Below are 14,782 nucleotides of genomic sequence, written 5' to 3'. Positions count from 1 at the left end.
CATCCGATCACTGGTTGCCCTGGCTCTGCTTCATGATCTCCTGCGCGGAGAAATTGATGCCGCAAGTCGGAAACGAGTTGCCGACGAAAAAGTTGTCGGAGTCGTTCGGGAAATAGTTGACGCCCGACTTCAGCTTCGAATCGTCGGTGACGTCGAGCGGCAGCTTGATCGAGACCGGGATCGTCTGACCGTCGAGCGCGGCGAGCGCCGTCTTGATCGCTACTGCGACCTGCGCTGGACCGGTGCCGGCCGACGTGCACTTCAGGCCCTGGCCCCCGTACTGCGCGCAGAACTTGCGAAAGCCGTTTTCCGTCTCGCCGCCGAAGGGCACGAACGGATGCTTCGCATCGATCATCGCGCGCACGACGCCCGTGTCGCCGCCTTGCGCCGAGATTCCATCGAAATGACCCTGCACGGCGATCGCGTCGGCGGCGGCCTTTTGCGCGACCCCGTCGTCCCACTTGCCGTAGACCTGCACGACGTTCCACTTCTTGCCGGTGTCGTCCAAGGTTTTCATGAAACCATTGTGCCGGTCCGTGTCGACCGACGTGCCCGCCACTCCGCGAACCTCGAGCACCTTGCCGCCGTTCGACAGGTGGTTCGCGAGCCACTTCGCCCACAGCACGCCGAGCCCGTACTGGTCGACGTTGACGTTGATCGCGTCTTCGCTGTCGAGGATGTTGTCGAACGCGATCAGCACGACGCCGGCGTTCTTCGCGCGGCGGATCGCGGGGCCGAACGAGGTGGGATTCTGCGCGTCGACGATGATCGCGTCGTAGCCGGCATCGATGAAGTTGTTGACGGCCGAGATCTGCGCCGGCACGTCCTCGCCGGTCGAGACGACCTTGAACTCCTTGAGCTTCGCGGCGACGGCCGGCTGTGCCGCATAGGCTTTGGCCGTCTTGATCATCTGGATACGCCACGTGTTCGCGATATAGCCGTTCACGAGTGCGATCCGATAGGGCCCATTCTTCTTCGGATACTTGATGTACTTCGTGTCGCTCTTCCACGGGACCATGCATGTGGGATCGCTGGACGGCCCGGAAACGATCGTTGCCTGCGCGAAAGCCGCGCTTGCGCACAGCGTGAATGCCGCGGTCGCCGCCGCTCGTAGCACCTGGATTCCTGAAAGCATGTCGTCTCCTTTTTGTTGGATTGAACTTGCCGATTGCCGGCGAACATGGCGGTCATGAATCGCCGCCGAATTCTGTGCGTGAAGCAGGGAATCTTGCGGGATGTGCTGCGGCGGGGCTGAATTCGGACTCGCCGAAGCAGCGGAACGACGTATTCAAAGGCGTCGCCTCCGAAGCAAAACGAAGGGCCGTCCGAAATCAGTCACGTCTGACAGTACTGGCATACCAATCCGCGCGCGATAGTGGTTTACCACGGCGTTGCGGCGAAGCCGAACGGTCTGAAACCCCTGCTGACTCGGTCCGATGCCCAGGAAGGGTGGCGCCGGGCCCGTGGCGGGCTTATCCGTCAATTGGTGTACCATTTTGTCGAACTCGAACCGATCCTTTGGCCGCTTCGAAGCTTTCGGAAATCCTGAATGGACGAGCTTTCACACACGCCGAACGGCCGCGGTGCCGATGAGGACGCGACCGACCGTTCCTATGTCGGGCTCGCGAAACAGATCTACGATCTGATCGCCGCCGACGACGTCGGGCCGCGTGCGCGCCTGCCTTCCGAGCGCACGCTGGCCGAACGCTTTGGCGTGAGCCGCACACAAGTGAGGGAGGCGATCATCGCGCTGGAAGTGCAGGGCGTGGTCGAGGTTCGTGTCGGCTCCGGCATCTATGTGGCAGACGCGCCGGACCCGCGCTCCGCCATGTTCAAACTGCCGCGCGGGCTAGGGCCGATCGAGACGCTGCGCGCGCGGGTGGTGATCGAAAGCGGGATCGCAGCGTTGGCCGCTACCGAACGCAAGGATTCAGACCTGGACCGGCTGTTCGCCGCGTTGCGCGCGATGCGCGAAAACATGCACGACAAGTCGGCGAACGAGGCCGCCGACCGTGATTTCCATCTGGCGATTGCGCGGGCGACGGGAAACGAAATGCTCCGGCTCGTGGTGACTGCGATGTGGGACAACTCGCGCGCGGACCCGTTGTGGAAAAAGATCGAGGAGCACTTCCATACTCCCGCATTGCGGGCGGCGTCGCAGGACGAGCATCAGCGCATCTTCTCGGCGATCATGGCGCGAGACGCGACCGCTGCGCGCACGGCGATGCAGGCGCATCTGACGCGGGTCATCGGCGAATTCACCCAGGCGTGGCGTTAGCATCGCTCCAGTCTGTTCACCTTCTGCCTGGTCACGGTTCTGTTTCGTCGCCAGCGACGTTGTCGAGGAACCGCGCCAGTCGTTCGGTGTCGGCCTTCGTCCAGCCGTCGGGCGGCATCACGCTGGCCCAACCGTTGACGTAATCCTCCGAAGAGTAGTTGTGACCAAAACCCGGCGGCACGGCGAGCTGGTGAATCATGTCGCCCACCGCCTGCACGCCTGAGACGATCGGAAACCAATGCATCGCGCGAGGCATGTCGAAGCCGCGAGGCGGAGCCATCCATTCCGGCGGCCACCAGAACGCTCTGACGCTCCAGAAGACAGCCGGATCGGCCGGATGCTGAAGGTACACGATTCGCGGAGCCGACCAGTCGGCATTCAATGCCACCTGATGCGGATCGCGATTCAGGAACCGTACGACACGCCCCCCATTGAAGACCGGCTGCCAGAAGGGCGACCCGCGATCGCGCTCGCGAGTGAGTTGCGCATGGATGAGATTGCTTTGTTTGGCGCCGGCGATCAGCACGCCATCGGTCGCGGCCACCATATTGGCCACCGACGCGGATGCGTCCGCTCCCACGAAAGGCGCTTCCACTCCCGCGGCGCCGAGGCTCTTGCCGAACAGAATGAGCTTCGGCCGCTTTTGCGGTGGGAGCGTCGACCAGCGGGCGCGAACGGCGTTGAAGAGCGTGATACCCGCCACGTCCGCGAGCCCAGCGTCCACGAAGATCGCGTAGCGGCTAGGCAGGAAGGAGTATTGAATCGCCACGATCGCCGTGTCGCCACCGTGCAGTTGCTCCAGCGAGGCGGCGGCTTTGGGCACGATCCAGCCCGTGCCGGTGGGTATCCATACGACCAGTACTTTGCGGTCGAACCCGCCCGCGCGCTCGAGCTCGCGGACCGCAATCCGCGCACGCTGCTCGAGCGAATCCGCGGAACGCACCCCCACGTAGACCCTCACCGGATCTACCAGCCTCGCATCCGCTCCGTGGAACTTCGCCAGCTCCTGCCTGCTTGTCGCCGTTGCGACGAAGTCGCGCCCCATGCGTCCCAAGCTGTCCCATGCGACCAACGACATGCTGCTGCCGGACACCGTGGGCGACGTGGGGGACAGGGTTCCCTCGGTCGTGTTCTCGTTCTTCGGCTCGTGGACGAGATCGGAGCCCGTGGCGAGGGCGGGAAAAGCCACTGCGCGACCGAGCGCCACGCCAATCACGATGATGAGCAGCGCGGTTGCCGGCACGGAGACGATCGACGGCACGTGACCCTGGATCACCCGGTTGACTGCCGCGACACCACGGGCCGCCACTCGCCCGATGACCACCAGCAGCACCGCCGCCAACGGCGACACCACGCTCATCAGCACGCCATCCAACCAGCCGATGCTTGTCATCCCCATGAAACTACGTTGCTCGTTCTGCCAGCCGAGCCATAGCTTCGCGCCAACGAATAGTGCAATGAGCCACGCCGCCGCGAGAACGATCCCTATGCGCCGGCGGATCCCGATGCCGGGCACGCGCCCCCATCGCTCCAGCAGCCGATTCACCCCGCAGCCAGCCAAAGTGCCTACCCCGTAGCCGATGGCCAGACAAAACGCGCCGACGACGGTTTGCGTTACCCACGACCGCGGAATCAGCGTTGGCGTCAGTGACTGCCACCAGAACACGAGCGCGAGCAACGAGCCGCTGAGCGTCGGCGTCCGAAGTGCGCCTCGGGGCCCGGCGGCTATCGGCTCGTGGGAGTTCCGCATGCGTGCTCGCTCAGATTGGCGCAACTCGCACTTCGTCCTCGCGATCATCCGCAAAGGAGTCGAAGACACGAGCCGGCTTGATTGGGACGGTGCTTCGGGCCATGCATCGCATTGTATTTAGCTTTCTCCGGGTCGAACAACTCGCGGCCTGCCAGTGACTTATTAGGTCAGCGCGCACGCTGCTTGCTCGTCGTGCTGCGATCGGCTCCCACGACTGAATGCCCGCGACCTGGAAATGAAAGATCGATCCACAATCCTATGCGCACGCGACAGCAAACTGCTCCTGGTCGCTCGCTCGCGCTCGCGCTGGTCGCTGCCCGGCGGCACGATAAAGCGGCTCGAAACCCCGCTGGACGCAGCTCGACGCGAACTGGAGGAAGAAACGAACGTCGTCGAGGTCCACCTGACGTATCTGTTCCAGTTTGGCGGGCTGAACAAGCGGCATCATGTTTTCCTGGCCGAGTTCGCGCGCGACATATCACCTGAGCCCGGCAATGAGATCGTCCAATGCCGATGGTTTACTCCGATCAAGATCGCGACCTTGTCGGCCAGCATACCCACCCGGGAAATCGTCGGTCTGTTCGTTCGGCTCGATGATCGCGGCTATCGGCGCGCGGCCCGCTGAAGACAGGTGCGGCACGGTTTTAGCTACGCGGTTGTGGCAGATGGCCGTTGTAGCGAGGTGCACTGTGAAAAAGGCGTCCTCGAAGAAATTGCCGGCTCCTGACCAACGGGCGCCTCTTCTGGCGGAGCTTCGCCGGCACAAAATGGCTCGATCGGCGTACGACTACGTACGCGGAGGCGCCAGGCGCTTTTATGCGTGGCTCGACAGCCAGGCTCCCGGCGCGTTGCCCGATGGTCCGCCCGTGTGGATCTGTGGCGACTGTCATCTCGGGAATCTCGGCCCGGTCGCGGATGCAGCGGGTCACGTGGCAGTCCAGATCAGGGATCTGGATCAATGCGTGATCGGCAATCCTGTGCACGACCTGCTCAGGCTGGGACTGTCGCTCGCGACCGCCGCGCGCAGCGCGGACTTGCCGGGCGTCATCACCAGTTGCATGGCGGAAGCGCTCATCGACGGCTACCAGCAGGCCTTCGACGACACCCGCAGCAACGAGACGAAGCGGGCGCAACGGCCGGCGGTCGTGCAGGTCGCGATGAAGAGGGCGCTACACCGGTCGTGGCGCAAGCTGGACCGGCAAACGCAGCATGGTTGAATTGACCGTCGCAAACAAAGCGGAATATCTGGAGCACTGCCGGCGTTACGCTATTGACCGGCGGGGCGAACAGGTCAGATAGAGGAAGGCTCCCGCCGACGCGCCGGTGAGCGCAGGTGCACGTCATTGCCGCTTACGAACGCCGGCCAGCACCCTTGCGAGTTCGTCGATGGTGAACGGTTTGCTCAATGCGGTCCAGCGAAATTGCATCGCTGGCAATTGCGGGTTTGCGTATCCCGACGAAAACACCACATGCAGTGAAGGCGCTCGCGCGGTCGCCTGCTTCGCCAGTTCGATACCGTCGATATCCGGCATGCGCAGGTCCGTGATCAGCACGTCGAAGGGTTCTTTTGCCAGCCACTCGAGCGCCTCATGCGGCGACGTCGTGAATTTCCCCGAATGCCCGAGCAGGCCGATCAGTTCGTTGGTCGCTTGAGCCAGATTCACGTCGTCGTCGACCAGCAGGATACGCAATGGGGTGAGAGGGCCGCCGAGCGCCGCATCGCGCGAAGTCTTACTGCGTACCGGGTCGCCGGCATCGAGCACCTGGCGGATCTTATGCGCAAGCTGCTCGCGGCTGTACGGCTTGCTGAGCAGGTCGACGCCCGGGTCCAGCCTGCCGCCATGGACGATCGCGTTCTGCGTATACCCCGACGTGAAAAGGACCTTCAGATGCGGCAGCAGCCGCAGAGCTTGCGCGACCATGTCCGTGCTGCGAAGCGGACCCGGCATCACGACATCGGAGAAAACCAGATCGATGTGGACGCCGCTGCGCAATACGGCGAGCGCTTCCTCCGCGGCGTCGGCTTTCAGGACCCGGTAACCGAGGTCCGAGAGCGTGTCGAGGGCGGTCGACTGCACGTTCCTGTCGTCTTCCACGACGAGGATCGTTTCCGATCCTCCCTTGGGCGCCGGCGTGACGCGTGGCGGCAGTTCGACTGCCGGTCGGGTCGAGCGGGGCAGATACAGTTTGACCGTCGTGCCGTGCCCGACCTCGCTGTAAATCTTGATATGGCCGCCGCTCTGCTTGACGAAGCCGTAGGCCATGCTGAGCCCGAGACCCGTTCCTCTGCCCTCCGGTTTGGTCGTAAAGAAAGGATCGAAAGCGCGATCCACCACGTCGGGCGGCATGCCTGTGCCGGTGTCGGTGACGGCCAGCAGCACGTACTGGCCGGCCTGGATGTCCGGCACAGAAGCGACGTACTCGTCGTCCAGCATCGCATTGGAGAGTTCCATCGTCAGCTTGCCGCCCTCGGACATCGCGTCCCGTGCGTTGATCGCCAGATTGAGGATCACGTTTTCCAGCTGATGGATATCGACGAGCGTGTTCCACAAGCCGCCGGCGACGACCGTTTCCACGTCGATCGTCTCGTCGAGAGCCCGGCGCAGCAGATCGTCCATGCCGCGAAGAGCGGAGGCCAGGTTGATAACGACCGGCTGTAGCGGCTGCCGCCGTCCGAACGCGAGCAGTTGCGACGCGAGTTTCGAGCCGCGCTCGACCGCCGTTATCGCTTTTGCCACGCGCTCGCGAGTCCATTCATCGCGGTAATGCCGGCTGTCGAGCAATTCCAGATTGCCGCGCAGGATTTGCAGCACGTTGTTGAAATCGTGAGCAACGCCGCCCGTCAGTTTGCCGACTGCTTCCATCTTTTGCGACTGGAACAGCGCCTTGCGCGTGTCCTCCAGCATCCGGCTGGCTTCCATACGCTCGGTGATGTCGCGCGTGATTTTCGCAAAGCCGGCCAGCGTCCCCTCTTCGTCGCGGATCGCATCGATCACCACGTGCGCCCAGAAGCGCCGGCCGTCCTTGCGCACCCGCCACCCTTCGGCTTCGAACCGTCCCTCGCTGGCTGCGATCGACAGTCCCCGTTGCGGCAGGCCGGCCGCGGCATCCTCGGGCGTGTAGAAGCGCGACATGTGCGAGCCGATGATTTCGTCGGCGCTGTACCCGTGGATCCGGCGCGCGCCGGCGTTCCAGTTCGTGACGATGCCGGCGGGAGAAAGCATGAAGATCGCGTAGTCCGTCACTCCGTTCACGAGCATGCGAAAGCGCCGTTCGCTCTCGACGACGGCATCGTGCGCGGTCTTCTTGTCCGTCATGTCGCGCACGATCTTGCCGAAGCCGAGCACACGCCCCGTGTCGTCGATCAGAGCGGTGATCACGACATTGGCCCAGAAGCGTGACCCGTCCTTGCGGATGCGCCAGCCTTCGGACTCGGAGCGGCCGGTGCTTCGGGCGATATCGAGCAACGCAGCGGCGCTGCCTTTGTCGCGATCGTCCTGCGTGTGGAAAATGTCGAAACGCTGCCCGATGACTTCGTCAGCCAGAAAGCCATGAATTTTCTCGCCGCCGACATTCCAGGTACGGATGATGCCTTCCGGCGAAAGTCCGATGACCGCGTAGTCGATGACCGAGTCGATCCATCGCTGCGCCCAGTCCTCAGGCATGGATGGCTCGCCTTGCGCGCCGTCTGTTGCTCGGTAGTCGCCGGGTTTCGATTGATTCATGCTATGCGATCCTGGGGAATATGATCTCGTAGCACGTGTTATGCCACAGCTGGGCAGGATCGGGAAATCGGTTCAAGAACCGGGCCAGCCGCGTCGTGCTGGCGGGTTCGATCAGTTCGACGGCACCGGGTTTCAAGGCGCGGGAAGGAACTGGACATCGCCGTACCAGGCGCGCGTCGTGGTAGCGGTATTGTCGGTATCGGTCAGCAGCCCGTAGCCGGTTATTCTCCCTGGCGGTTCGTGAAAGACCCGCTCGTAGTCTTGCACGATATTGCGACGCAGACTTTGCCATTGACCCGCATCGCCGGGCTGACCGGAAACCACGATCATCTGTACGCGGTTCGTGCGAGGGTTCGCAATGACGGTGCCCGGCGCGGCGTTGGTCGACCAGACGTACATCAACGTCGCATAGGGCAGATCTTCGCCGCTCAGCTGTTTGGCCAGCCCCATCTTCGCCCGGTCGAACATCGACAGCTTGCTCTTGTCGCCGTCGAACATGAACATCAGCCGCGCTGGCGCGTCTTCCTTCGACGCGACGCGGTTATCGGCGCCCTCGGTCGGCCCCTCTGCTTTCCAGCGCCATGCCACGACGGGTGTGCGCGCGAGGTCGATATTCCCTTCGTGCATCAACGCAGAAGCGGAGCGGTTCGCGTCCGCCTGCAGCACCGTGGTGTGGTCGTCGTGAACCAGCGTGTATTGCGTGATGGGCTTGCCTCGCACCACCGGCAGGTTCTTCCAGCCGGCGGGCAGCGATGCGCCGGGCTCGCTCGTGGAAAAGGCGATACCGGGTTTTTCGTCCTGGGCAAGAACGGGGAGCGGCAACAGCACGAGCGCGACACATGCGGCGATCCAGGCTGGCAGTGCGGTTCGTTTTTGCGCTCGGCGGCTCGAAGGAAGGTGCATGGCGGTCGCATTCGTCTTTTGGATAGCAACCATTGTAATAGGCTGCGCGGGCGACATTTCAGCGGCCGCGTACGTCCGCGGCGGGTCGGGCCCAAGCGGCGCCGGAGCGTCTGAAAATCCTTCCCGACCGTCGCCGGCTCGTGCAACAGCAGGCGCACGGCCGACCCCGCAGTTGCGGGCTTCAGGATTTCCTGACCTCCGGATCAGGCTTTGCCGTAGTCATTTGCAGCCGCCGACGACTGCATGCAATCGCCCGTTCATCCATCATCGGTGGGGCTTGCGAAGATCGAAAGGCGATGTGCAAAATGATTGCGGATTTTCTGGACCGACGCAGGCGCTTGCAAGAGATCGACAGAATCTGCCAGCGCCTGTTCGAAACGTGGTGCGAGGCGCGCAGCCTGACACCGCTGACATACCTGCTGTTTTGCTGGCCGTTGCGCGACACTCGTCCTGTCGCGATACGACGTTTGCAGCAGACGTTGAAGGAACTGCGCCGCGATCATGCGGAAGGTTTCGATGCCGGCACGTTCGTGGCGCTCGATCAGCTCGTCGACCGTCTCGACGAATTGATCGATCGGGCAGAAATCCCGGTGACGCTTTCGCTGGTCACCTAGCCGGGCGGAACTTGCCCGCCGCGAATCCTGCGAGATGAACGGAGCAAGGCTTCACCAATCGGGCGCCTCACGCACGAGTTCGGATTCGGGACATGATCAAGATCCTCATCGCCGACGATCACGCGATCGTGCGCGGCGGCCTCAAGCAGATCATCGCAACTACCGCCGACATGATCGTGGTGGAGGAGGCTGGCCACGGCTCCGAGGTGATCGACAAACTTCGCAGCTGTGACATCGATCTGCTGTTGCTCGACATGACGATGCCCGGCATCAGCGGCGTCGATCTGATCCGACGCGTGCGCTCGGACCGGCCCGGGTTGCCGCTTCTCGTGCTCAGCATTCACAACGAGGCGCAGGTGGCGTCGCGCGCGCTGAGGGCAGGCGCGACCGGTTACGTGACCAAGGACAGCGATCCGGAGGTATTGCTGGCGGCAATCCGTAAGCTCGCCGACGGCGGACGTTTCATCGACCCGAAACTGGTCGACGCGATGGTCTTTGAAAAGCACGCGGGAGACGTGCCGCCGCACGAAGTCCTGACGGATCGGGAGTTTCAGGTGCTGCAGCTGCTCGCCAGCGGCCGGAGCATCAATGACATCGCGCAAGCGTGCTCGCTCAGCGCCAAGACGATCAGCACGCACAAGATGCGGCTAATGCAAAAGCTGGGTCTTTCGAACAACGCGGAGGTGATCCGTTACGCGATCAGGCACGGCTTGATCAGCGAGTAGTCGATGAAGCTGGACCATTGCTTTCGAACGAACCCGTCGCGCGGGTACACCTGATGGGAGAACATCGCATGGAAGTGCTATCGGCGCGTGAAATCGAATTGCGAGCGTGGATAAGCCGATGGTATGACCATGCCGTCGCAGTGGGCCTCGTACGGCCGCCGTTTCTGCTCGACGATGCAAAGGCCACACGCCTCGAGGCCTATTTCGCCGCGGGGTTGACGCCGGAGGAGGCTGCGCAGCTGTTCTTCGGAACCGTGCATTAAGTCTCGCCGCTCCTGGCGGTTCATCGACCGCAAACTCCCTCTCGAAGCACGGTGCCAGGCGCAAGTACCTGGCACCCGCCCGGTCGCCCGGCGCTCGCCATTGCGGTTGCCTCGCGCACGTCTCGCCCGCTCATCATAAGCGCGCATTTCCCACATATCGGGGAAACTCCCTGGCTCTCGAAAATTGGAATTCGACTTAACAAAGTTAGAATGACTGCTCTAAGACGGCTTCAGACCGTCTGCCCGACCGACGGCCCGGCGTGGGAACAACCTTCACGAATCGCAGTGGCAGCGATCACCGTGTCCGCGAGAACCTGAGAGATATCCCGTGAGCAGCCCAAAACAGATGCCATTTGCCCTATCCGTTTCGACCGACGTGTCGCAACTGCCGAACCAGTTCGTCGCCGGCTTTTGCGCGCTGATGAGGTTGAACGTCGATGCGTGCAGGTCCGCGGTCACAGGTGCCGCGCTGCACTGGGAAAGCCTATTGCGCGCCCAGACACCTGAACAGCTGATCAGACGCCAGGCCGATGTGATGCCTTGGCTCGTCCTGCAGTTCACCGGTTACACGCGCGGCTGGATGGACATCGCGTCGGAAACCATCGCGCCGTGCCGCGCCGGCAGCAATCACGACGACGGGCATCAGCTCCACGAGGGCACCCTGTGCGCTGAGCAGCCGGCCTGCGCAACGAGCATCGACGCGACGCTGAGCGAGGACCTCGTGCCGCCGCAGGAGCAGCGGGACGGCGAGTCCGTCGCCGAAGCAGACGTAGAGGAAATGGTCCGTGCCATTCTCGAGCGCGTTGCAAAGCCAACCCCCGACACGCCGGAACGCCGAAGTCCGCCTCGCGCACGCCGCTCGTCGACACGATAGGCGACAGGCTTCCACAAATTCTGCCGGGTCTGGTTCTCGCGTGCTGCCGATGCAGCCGTGGCCGGATCTGGTCACCCGTTGTTTCTTCCTGCCGCGAGGTAAGCGATATGTTGAGCCCGCACGAAGTGGCCACGCTGCTGCTGTTGAAGGATGCGCCTGAACGAATCGATTCGGATCGGGTAGAACTTGGCGCGCTGCGCGAACTGCAATTGATCGCGAATGAGCCAGCTGGCTCGGGATTCCGGCTTCCTCACGTGACGCCGCGTGGCGACGCTGTGCTACGGGCGTTCGCAAGGGTCCGTTGACTCGTGCAAGACAGCAAATAACACAGCATTCTCCCGGCGCGGGGAACGAATTATGCGGCAGCTCGAACCGAGGCTCGCGGTTCGATACCTGAAAACATCCGACAGGATGCTGCCACCAGCTTATGAAATATCTCGCCCGGGTTGCCGCACTTGCCGGCCTGGCTATTGCCGTCTGGCTCGTGTGGCACGTCGACGCGCAGAAGGTGCTCGGTTTGATGCGCGCGGCCGGCGCCGGGCTCGCGCTTGCAGGGATGGTCCATGTTCTGCCGATGCTCGCCAACGCGAGGAATTGGCAGATGCTGATGCGCGGCCCGATACGCCCGAATCTGTTCGCCGTACTGCGCCTCGTCTGGATTCGGGAGTCCGTGAACGGCATGTTGCCCGTCGCCCGAGTGGGCGGCGAAGTCGTGACCTTTCGCATGATGCGCAAATGGGGCATGGAGCCGGCCCCCGCCATGGCGAGCCTCGTCGTCGATCTGCAACTGACGCTGATCAGCGAAATGCTGTTCGCCATTGCGGCAATCGGCTATCTGATCGCCCATGCGGGCGCCGCGGCGTTGCACCTTGCGGCCAGGCTCGGAGGCGGCATCGCCATTCTGGCGGTTCTGCTTCTGGCGTTTTCGTTCGTGCAGCGCGCGAGTCCGTTCGCCCGTCTGACGAAGCTGTTCAATCGCATCACCAGCGGCAAATTCCGCTCGCTCGTCGGCGAGTCGGTCCGCATCGATCAGTCGATCAGCGAGCTCTGGCATCAGCCTGGCGTGATCATCCGTTACCTGCTCATCTGGCAATCACTCCAATGCATCGCGACCGCGCTCGAGCTATGGCTCGCGCTCTATTTTCTGTCGGCCAAAGCAGGTTTCCTGCAGGCACTCGTGCTCGAGTCGCTGATCCAGGCGCTCAGCAGCATCGCGTTCTTTGTGCCTGGCGCGCTCGGCGTTCAGGAAGGTGGGTTTCTGCTAATCGGTACGGTGCTTGGTTTTCCTCCGCAGCTATGCCTGGCGCTCGCGGGTGCGCGCCGTTTTCGTGACATCATCGTCTTTCTGCCGGGGCTGATTGCGTGGCAGGTGGAGGAATGGCGCGACAAGCGGCGGGCTCCAGCCGGTGCGGCGGCAGGTGGCGCCGCAGAGGATCCCGGTGAGCACCGTAGCCGCCCTTCGCAGAGGGTCGGTCGCAAATCATGATGCGAGACACTGGAAAACATGATGCGGTAGTGCTGTTCGGCGCCTTCGATCGCCACAACCTGGGTGATCTGCTGTTCCCTCACGTCGTCGCAAGACTGCTTGCGCGCGATGACGTGATCTTCGCCGGCCTCGCGCAGCGCGACCTGCGCGTCCACGGCGGTCACGCTGTACAGGCGCTCGCGCAATTGGCCGCCGAACGCGGCAAGGACCGCGTGCATATCGTGCACGCAGGCGGCGAGATCCTGACTTGCGGCGACTGGGAGGCGGCGGTGATGCTGCTGCCGCGGGACGAGGCACGGAAGATCATCGCGCGACTGGATGCACATCACGATGAGCGACGCGCATGGGCACGTGCGCTGACGGGTCTCGATGCGCTTGCTCCCTACATGGCGTCCCGTGAGATGTTTCCCTTTGCGTCGAGCGTCATTTATCAAGCGGTTGGCGGCGTCGATGTCGAGCGGCTGGACCCCTGCATGCGAGCAGAAGTCCTCGCGAAGCTCACGCAAGCCGACGACGTCAGCGTGCGCGACGTCCACACGCAGAACGGGCTCGCCGCGGCGGGCATTGTCGCGCGGCTCGTGCCGGACCCGGCGGTGATGGTGGCCGAGTTGTTCGGCGCGACCATTCGCGCTCGCAAAGAGCGGAGCGGCGTGGCGAATTTGCTGCGGGCGTTTCCGGACGGATATGTCGCCGTGCAGTTCAGTGCGGACTTCGGCGACGATAGAACGCTCGGTGTGCTAGCGAGCGAGCTCGATCGCGTGTCGAACGAGAGCGGGCTTGGTAGCGTCTTTTTCCGAGCGGGTGCCGCGCCCTGGCATGACGATATGGCGTGCTACGAACGGATTGCAGCACGGATGAAGGTCTCACGTACTCAACTCTTCCGTTCGCTGGAGATATGGGACATCTGCGCACTGATCGCCGATGCCGCGGCCTATGCGGGAAGCAGCCTGCACGGACGGATCGTCGCGATGGCGTTCGGCGTGCCGCGGGTGAATTTCGTTCATCCGGCGCGCGCGCATGACGCGACGAAACAGTCCGCGTTTGCCGCGACGTGGGAGCCAGCGGGCGTGCCGGGCAGCGTCGGGATCGAGGCGCTTTCGGAAGCAATGCTCGATGCGCTGACGATCGACCGGGCGTTGCTGGGGCGGACGGCCACACACCTCGCCGCGCGCTACCGCGAGGGGTTCGCACAGATGCGAGTTGCGATGTGTTGCGCGTGAAATCCGGGGCCCTGCGCGACGAGCGCAAAGCCCTGTCAGACAAACGCCGCAAGCAATGCCGTCAGATTTTCAGTCGAGAAACCTTCGTGCCGGCCAGCGACACGTCAGCCATCAGACCTGAATTCGTCAGCACGATCGCCTGAACGGGTTCGGTGGCCGTTGTCGTATCGATCGTGCCGTTCGCTCCGACCTTCACGAGCGCGACCGAACCTTCGCCACCGACCGACCATCCATTGGATTTGCGAAAGCTGTCGAGCGCCTCTTGCGTCATGAACAGAAAGATCATGGCCTTCGACTGCGCGCCCGCCTGCAACCCGAACGATCCCGATATCGTCTTGAAGTAGCCGACCGATTTCCCGTGCACCCGCAAAGCGCCTTCACCGTATTGGCCACCCGCGATGAAGCCGACCTTGAGCACGGACGGGAACACGAGTACGCCGTTCGCCTTGTCGACGAGTTCTCTTGAACCTTTGACCGTCTCGAACAGCCGCGTCAGGGTCTCGTTGACCTTCGCATCGATGACCTGCCGCTTCGATGCGTTGGATTCGGCGGCAACGGCGTCACTCAACGTGACCGCAGACCCGCTCAGCGCCACACCCGCGACTGCCAGAACCGCGGCACCTGTTTGTAAGAAGCTTCTTCTGCGCATGCTGCCTCCATCGTGGTTCACGGTCGGACCCGTGATGCTGCAATGGTTGAAGGAATATATTCCACCGACACTTGCCAATTGCGTTGACTGCTGCGGGACCGACTGCCTGTCGCCTTGAACGAATAAGCCGTGCATTCAGTCACCACCTGATCGTAGAAGATGACCTCGCTATTGTATGTAAGGGGCAGCACGGGTATTGCGTCGACATGCGTCGAATCGCGCAATTTGCGAATCGAAACTTTAAGCCTGCCTTAATCCGCACTTCATAGATTGAACGCTGGCCGAGCTGAGTTTG

Annotated in this window: 14 protein-coding genes and 1 pseudogene; 10 read left to right on the top strand and 5 right to left on the bottom strand. The window is 63.0% G+C overall.

The features are described 5' to 3' along the window. Nucleotides 1–7: 7 nt before the first annotated feature. Nucleotides 8–1,135, bottom strand: a complete 1,128-nt coding sequence (locus tag VSR82_RS23360) for a sugar ABC transporter substrate-binding protein (RefSeq protein WP_368581369.1) — start codon at nt 1,133–1,135, stop codon at nt 8–10. 414 nt (nt 1,136–1,549) lie between these two features. On the opposite strand from VSR82_RS23360, the gene VSR82_RS23355 reads away from it, so the two are divergent. Beyond that, complete coding sequence (locus tag VSR82_RS23355; protein ID WP_368581370.1) at nt 1,550–2,278, top strand: FadR/GntR family transcriptional regulator; 729 nt, start codon at nt 1,550–1,552, stop codon at nt 2,276–2,278. A gap of 31 nt (nt 2,279–2,309) precedes the next feature. Here the strand turns inward: VSR82_RS23355 and VSR82_RS23350 are convergent, their stop codons facing one another. After that, nucleotides 2,310–3,956: an alpha/beta-hydrolase family protein gene (locus VSR82_RS23350; RefSeq protein WP_429463261.1), complete on the bottom strand. Its 1,647-nt coding sequence runs from the start codon at nt 3,954–3,956 to the stop codon at nt 2,310–2,312. 307 nt (nt 3,957–4,263) lie between these two features. Here VSR82_RS23350 and VSR82_RS23345 point away from each other — a divergent pair, with 307 nt between their 5' ends. Further along, nucleotides 4,264–4,653, top strand: coding sequence for an NUDIX hydrolase (locus VSR82_RS23345; RefSeq protein ID WP_368581372.1), 390 nt, complete (start codon nt 4,264–4,266; stop codon nt 4,651–4,653). 40 nt (nt 4,654–4,693) lie between these two features. After that, nucleotides 4,694–5,233: pseudogene (locus VSR82_RS23340) on the top strand (DUF2252 family protein); the annotation flags it as partial. Between the two features lie 135 nt (nt 5,234–5,368). On the opposite strand, the gene VSR82_RS23335 reads toward VSR82_RS23340, so the two are convergent. Continuing rightward, nucleotides 5,369–7,693, bottom strand: a complete 2,325-nt coding sequence (locus VSR82_RS23335; RefSeq protein WP_410850922.1) for a hybrid sensor histidine kinase/response regulator — start codon at nt 7,691–7,693, stop codon at nt 5,369–5,371. A gap of 192 nt (nt 7,694–7,885) precedes the next feature. Further along, the gene (locus tag VSR82_RS23330) at nt 7,886–8,656 is read right to left on the bottom strand and encodes a DUF3047 domain-containing protein (protein ID WP_429463263.1); all 771 of its coding nucleotides are present in this window, start codon (nt 8,654–8,656) and stop codon (nt 7,886–7,888) included. 140 nt (nt 8,657–8,796) lie between these two features. Between VSR82_RS23330 and VSR82_RS23325 the strand changes: the two genes are divergently transcribed. The 7 genes from VSR82_RS23325 (at nt 8,797) to VSR82_RS23295 (ending at nt 13,838) form a co-directional block, all read left to right on the top strand. Next, nucleotides 8,797–9,270 (top strand): hypothetical protein, encoded by a 474-nt coding sequence (locus VSR82_RS23325; RefSeq protein ID WP_498858099.1) that lies wholly within the window; start codon nt 8,797–8,799, stop codon nt 9,268–9,270. Nucleotides 9,271–9,362: 92 nt separating this feature from the next. Next, complete coding sequence (locus VSR82_RS23320) at nt 9,363–9,995, top strand: response regulator (protein WP_368581374.1); 633 nt, start codon at nt 9,363–9,365, stop codon at nt 9,993–9,995. 68 nt (nt 9,996–10,063) lie between these two features. Beyond that, on the top strand, nt 10,064–10,258 hold the full coding sequence (locus tag VSR82_RS23315) for a hypothetical protein (RefSeq protein ID WP_368581375.1): 195 nt from the start codon (nt 10,064–10,066) through the stop codon (nt 10,256–10,258). A 328-nt stretch (nt 10,259–10,586) separates the two neighbouring features. Then, on the top strand, nt 10,587–11,132 hold the full coding sequence (locus tag VSR82_RS23310; protein WP_429463268.1) for a phasin family protein: 546 nt from the start codon (nt 10,587–10,589) through the stop codon (nt 11,130–11,132). A 107-nt stretch (nt 11,133–11,239) separates the two neighbouring features. Next, on the top strand, nt 11,240–11,437 hold the full coding sequence (locus tag VSR82_RS23305; RefSeq protein WP_410850884.1) for a hypothetical protein: 198 nt from the start codon (nt 11,240–11,242) through the stop codon (nt 11,435–11,437). A gap of 122 nt (nt 11,438–11,559) precedes the next feature. Further along, the gene (locus VSR82_RS23300) at nt 11,560–12,618 is read left to right on the top strand and encodes a lysylphosphatidylglycerol synthase domain-containing protein (protein WP_429463270.1); all 1,059 of its coding nucleotides are present in this window, start codon (nt 11,560–11,562) and stop codon (nt 12,616–12,618) included. Beyond that, nucleotides 12,615–13,838: a polysaccharide pyruvyl transferase family protein gene (locus VSR82_RS23295; protein WP_429463272.1), complete on the top strand. Its 1,224-nt coding sequence runs from the start codon at nt 12,615–12,617 to the stop codon at nt 13,836–13,838. The genes VSR82_RS23300 and VSR82_RS23295 overlap by 4 nt, the downstream gene beginning before the upstream one ends. A gap of 61 nt (nt 13,839–13,899) precedes the next feature. Here the strand turns inward: VSR82_RS23295 and VSR82_RS23290 are convergent, their stop codons facing one another. Beyond that, complete coding sequence (locus VSR82_RS23290) at nt 13,900–14,487, bottom strand: BPSL1445 family SYLF domain-containing lipoprotein (protein ID WP_410850881.1); 588 nt, start codon at nt 14,485–14,487, stop codon at nt 13,900–13,902. Nucleotides 14,488–14,782 lie beyond the last annotated feature (295 nt).

The sequence above is a fragment of the Burkholderia sp. JPY481 genome (assembly GCF_038900515.1).
Classification (GTDB): Bacteria; Pseudomonadota; Gammaproteobacteria; order Burkholderiales; family Burkholderiaceae; genus Paraburkholderia; species Paraburkholderia youngii.
The sequence above is the reverse complement of the archived record's forward strand: the minus strand, read 5'-3'. Positions and strand labels throughout refer to the sequence as shown.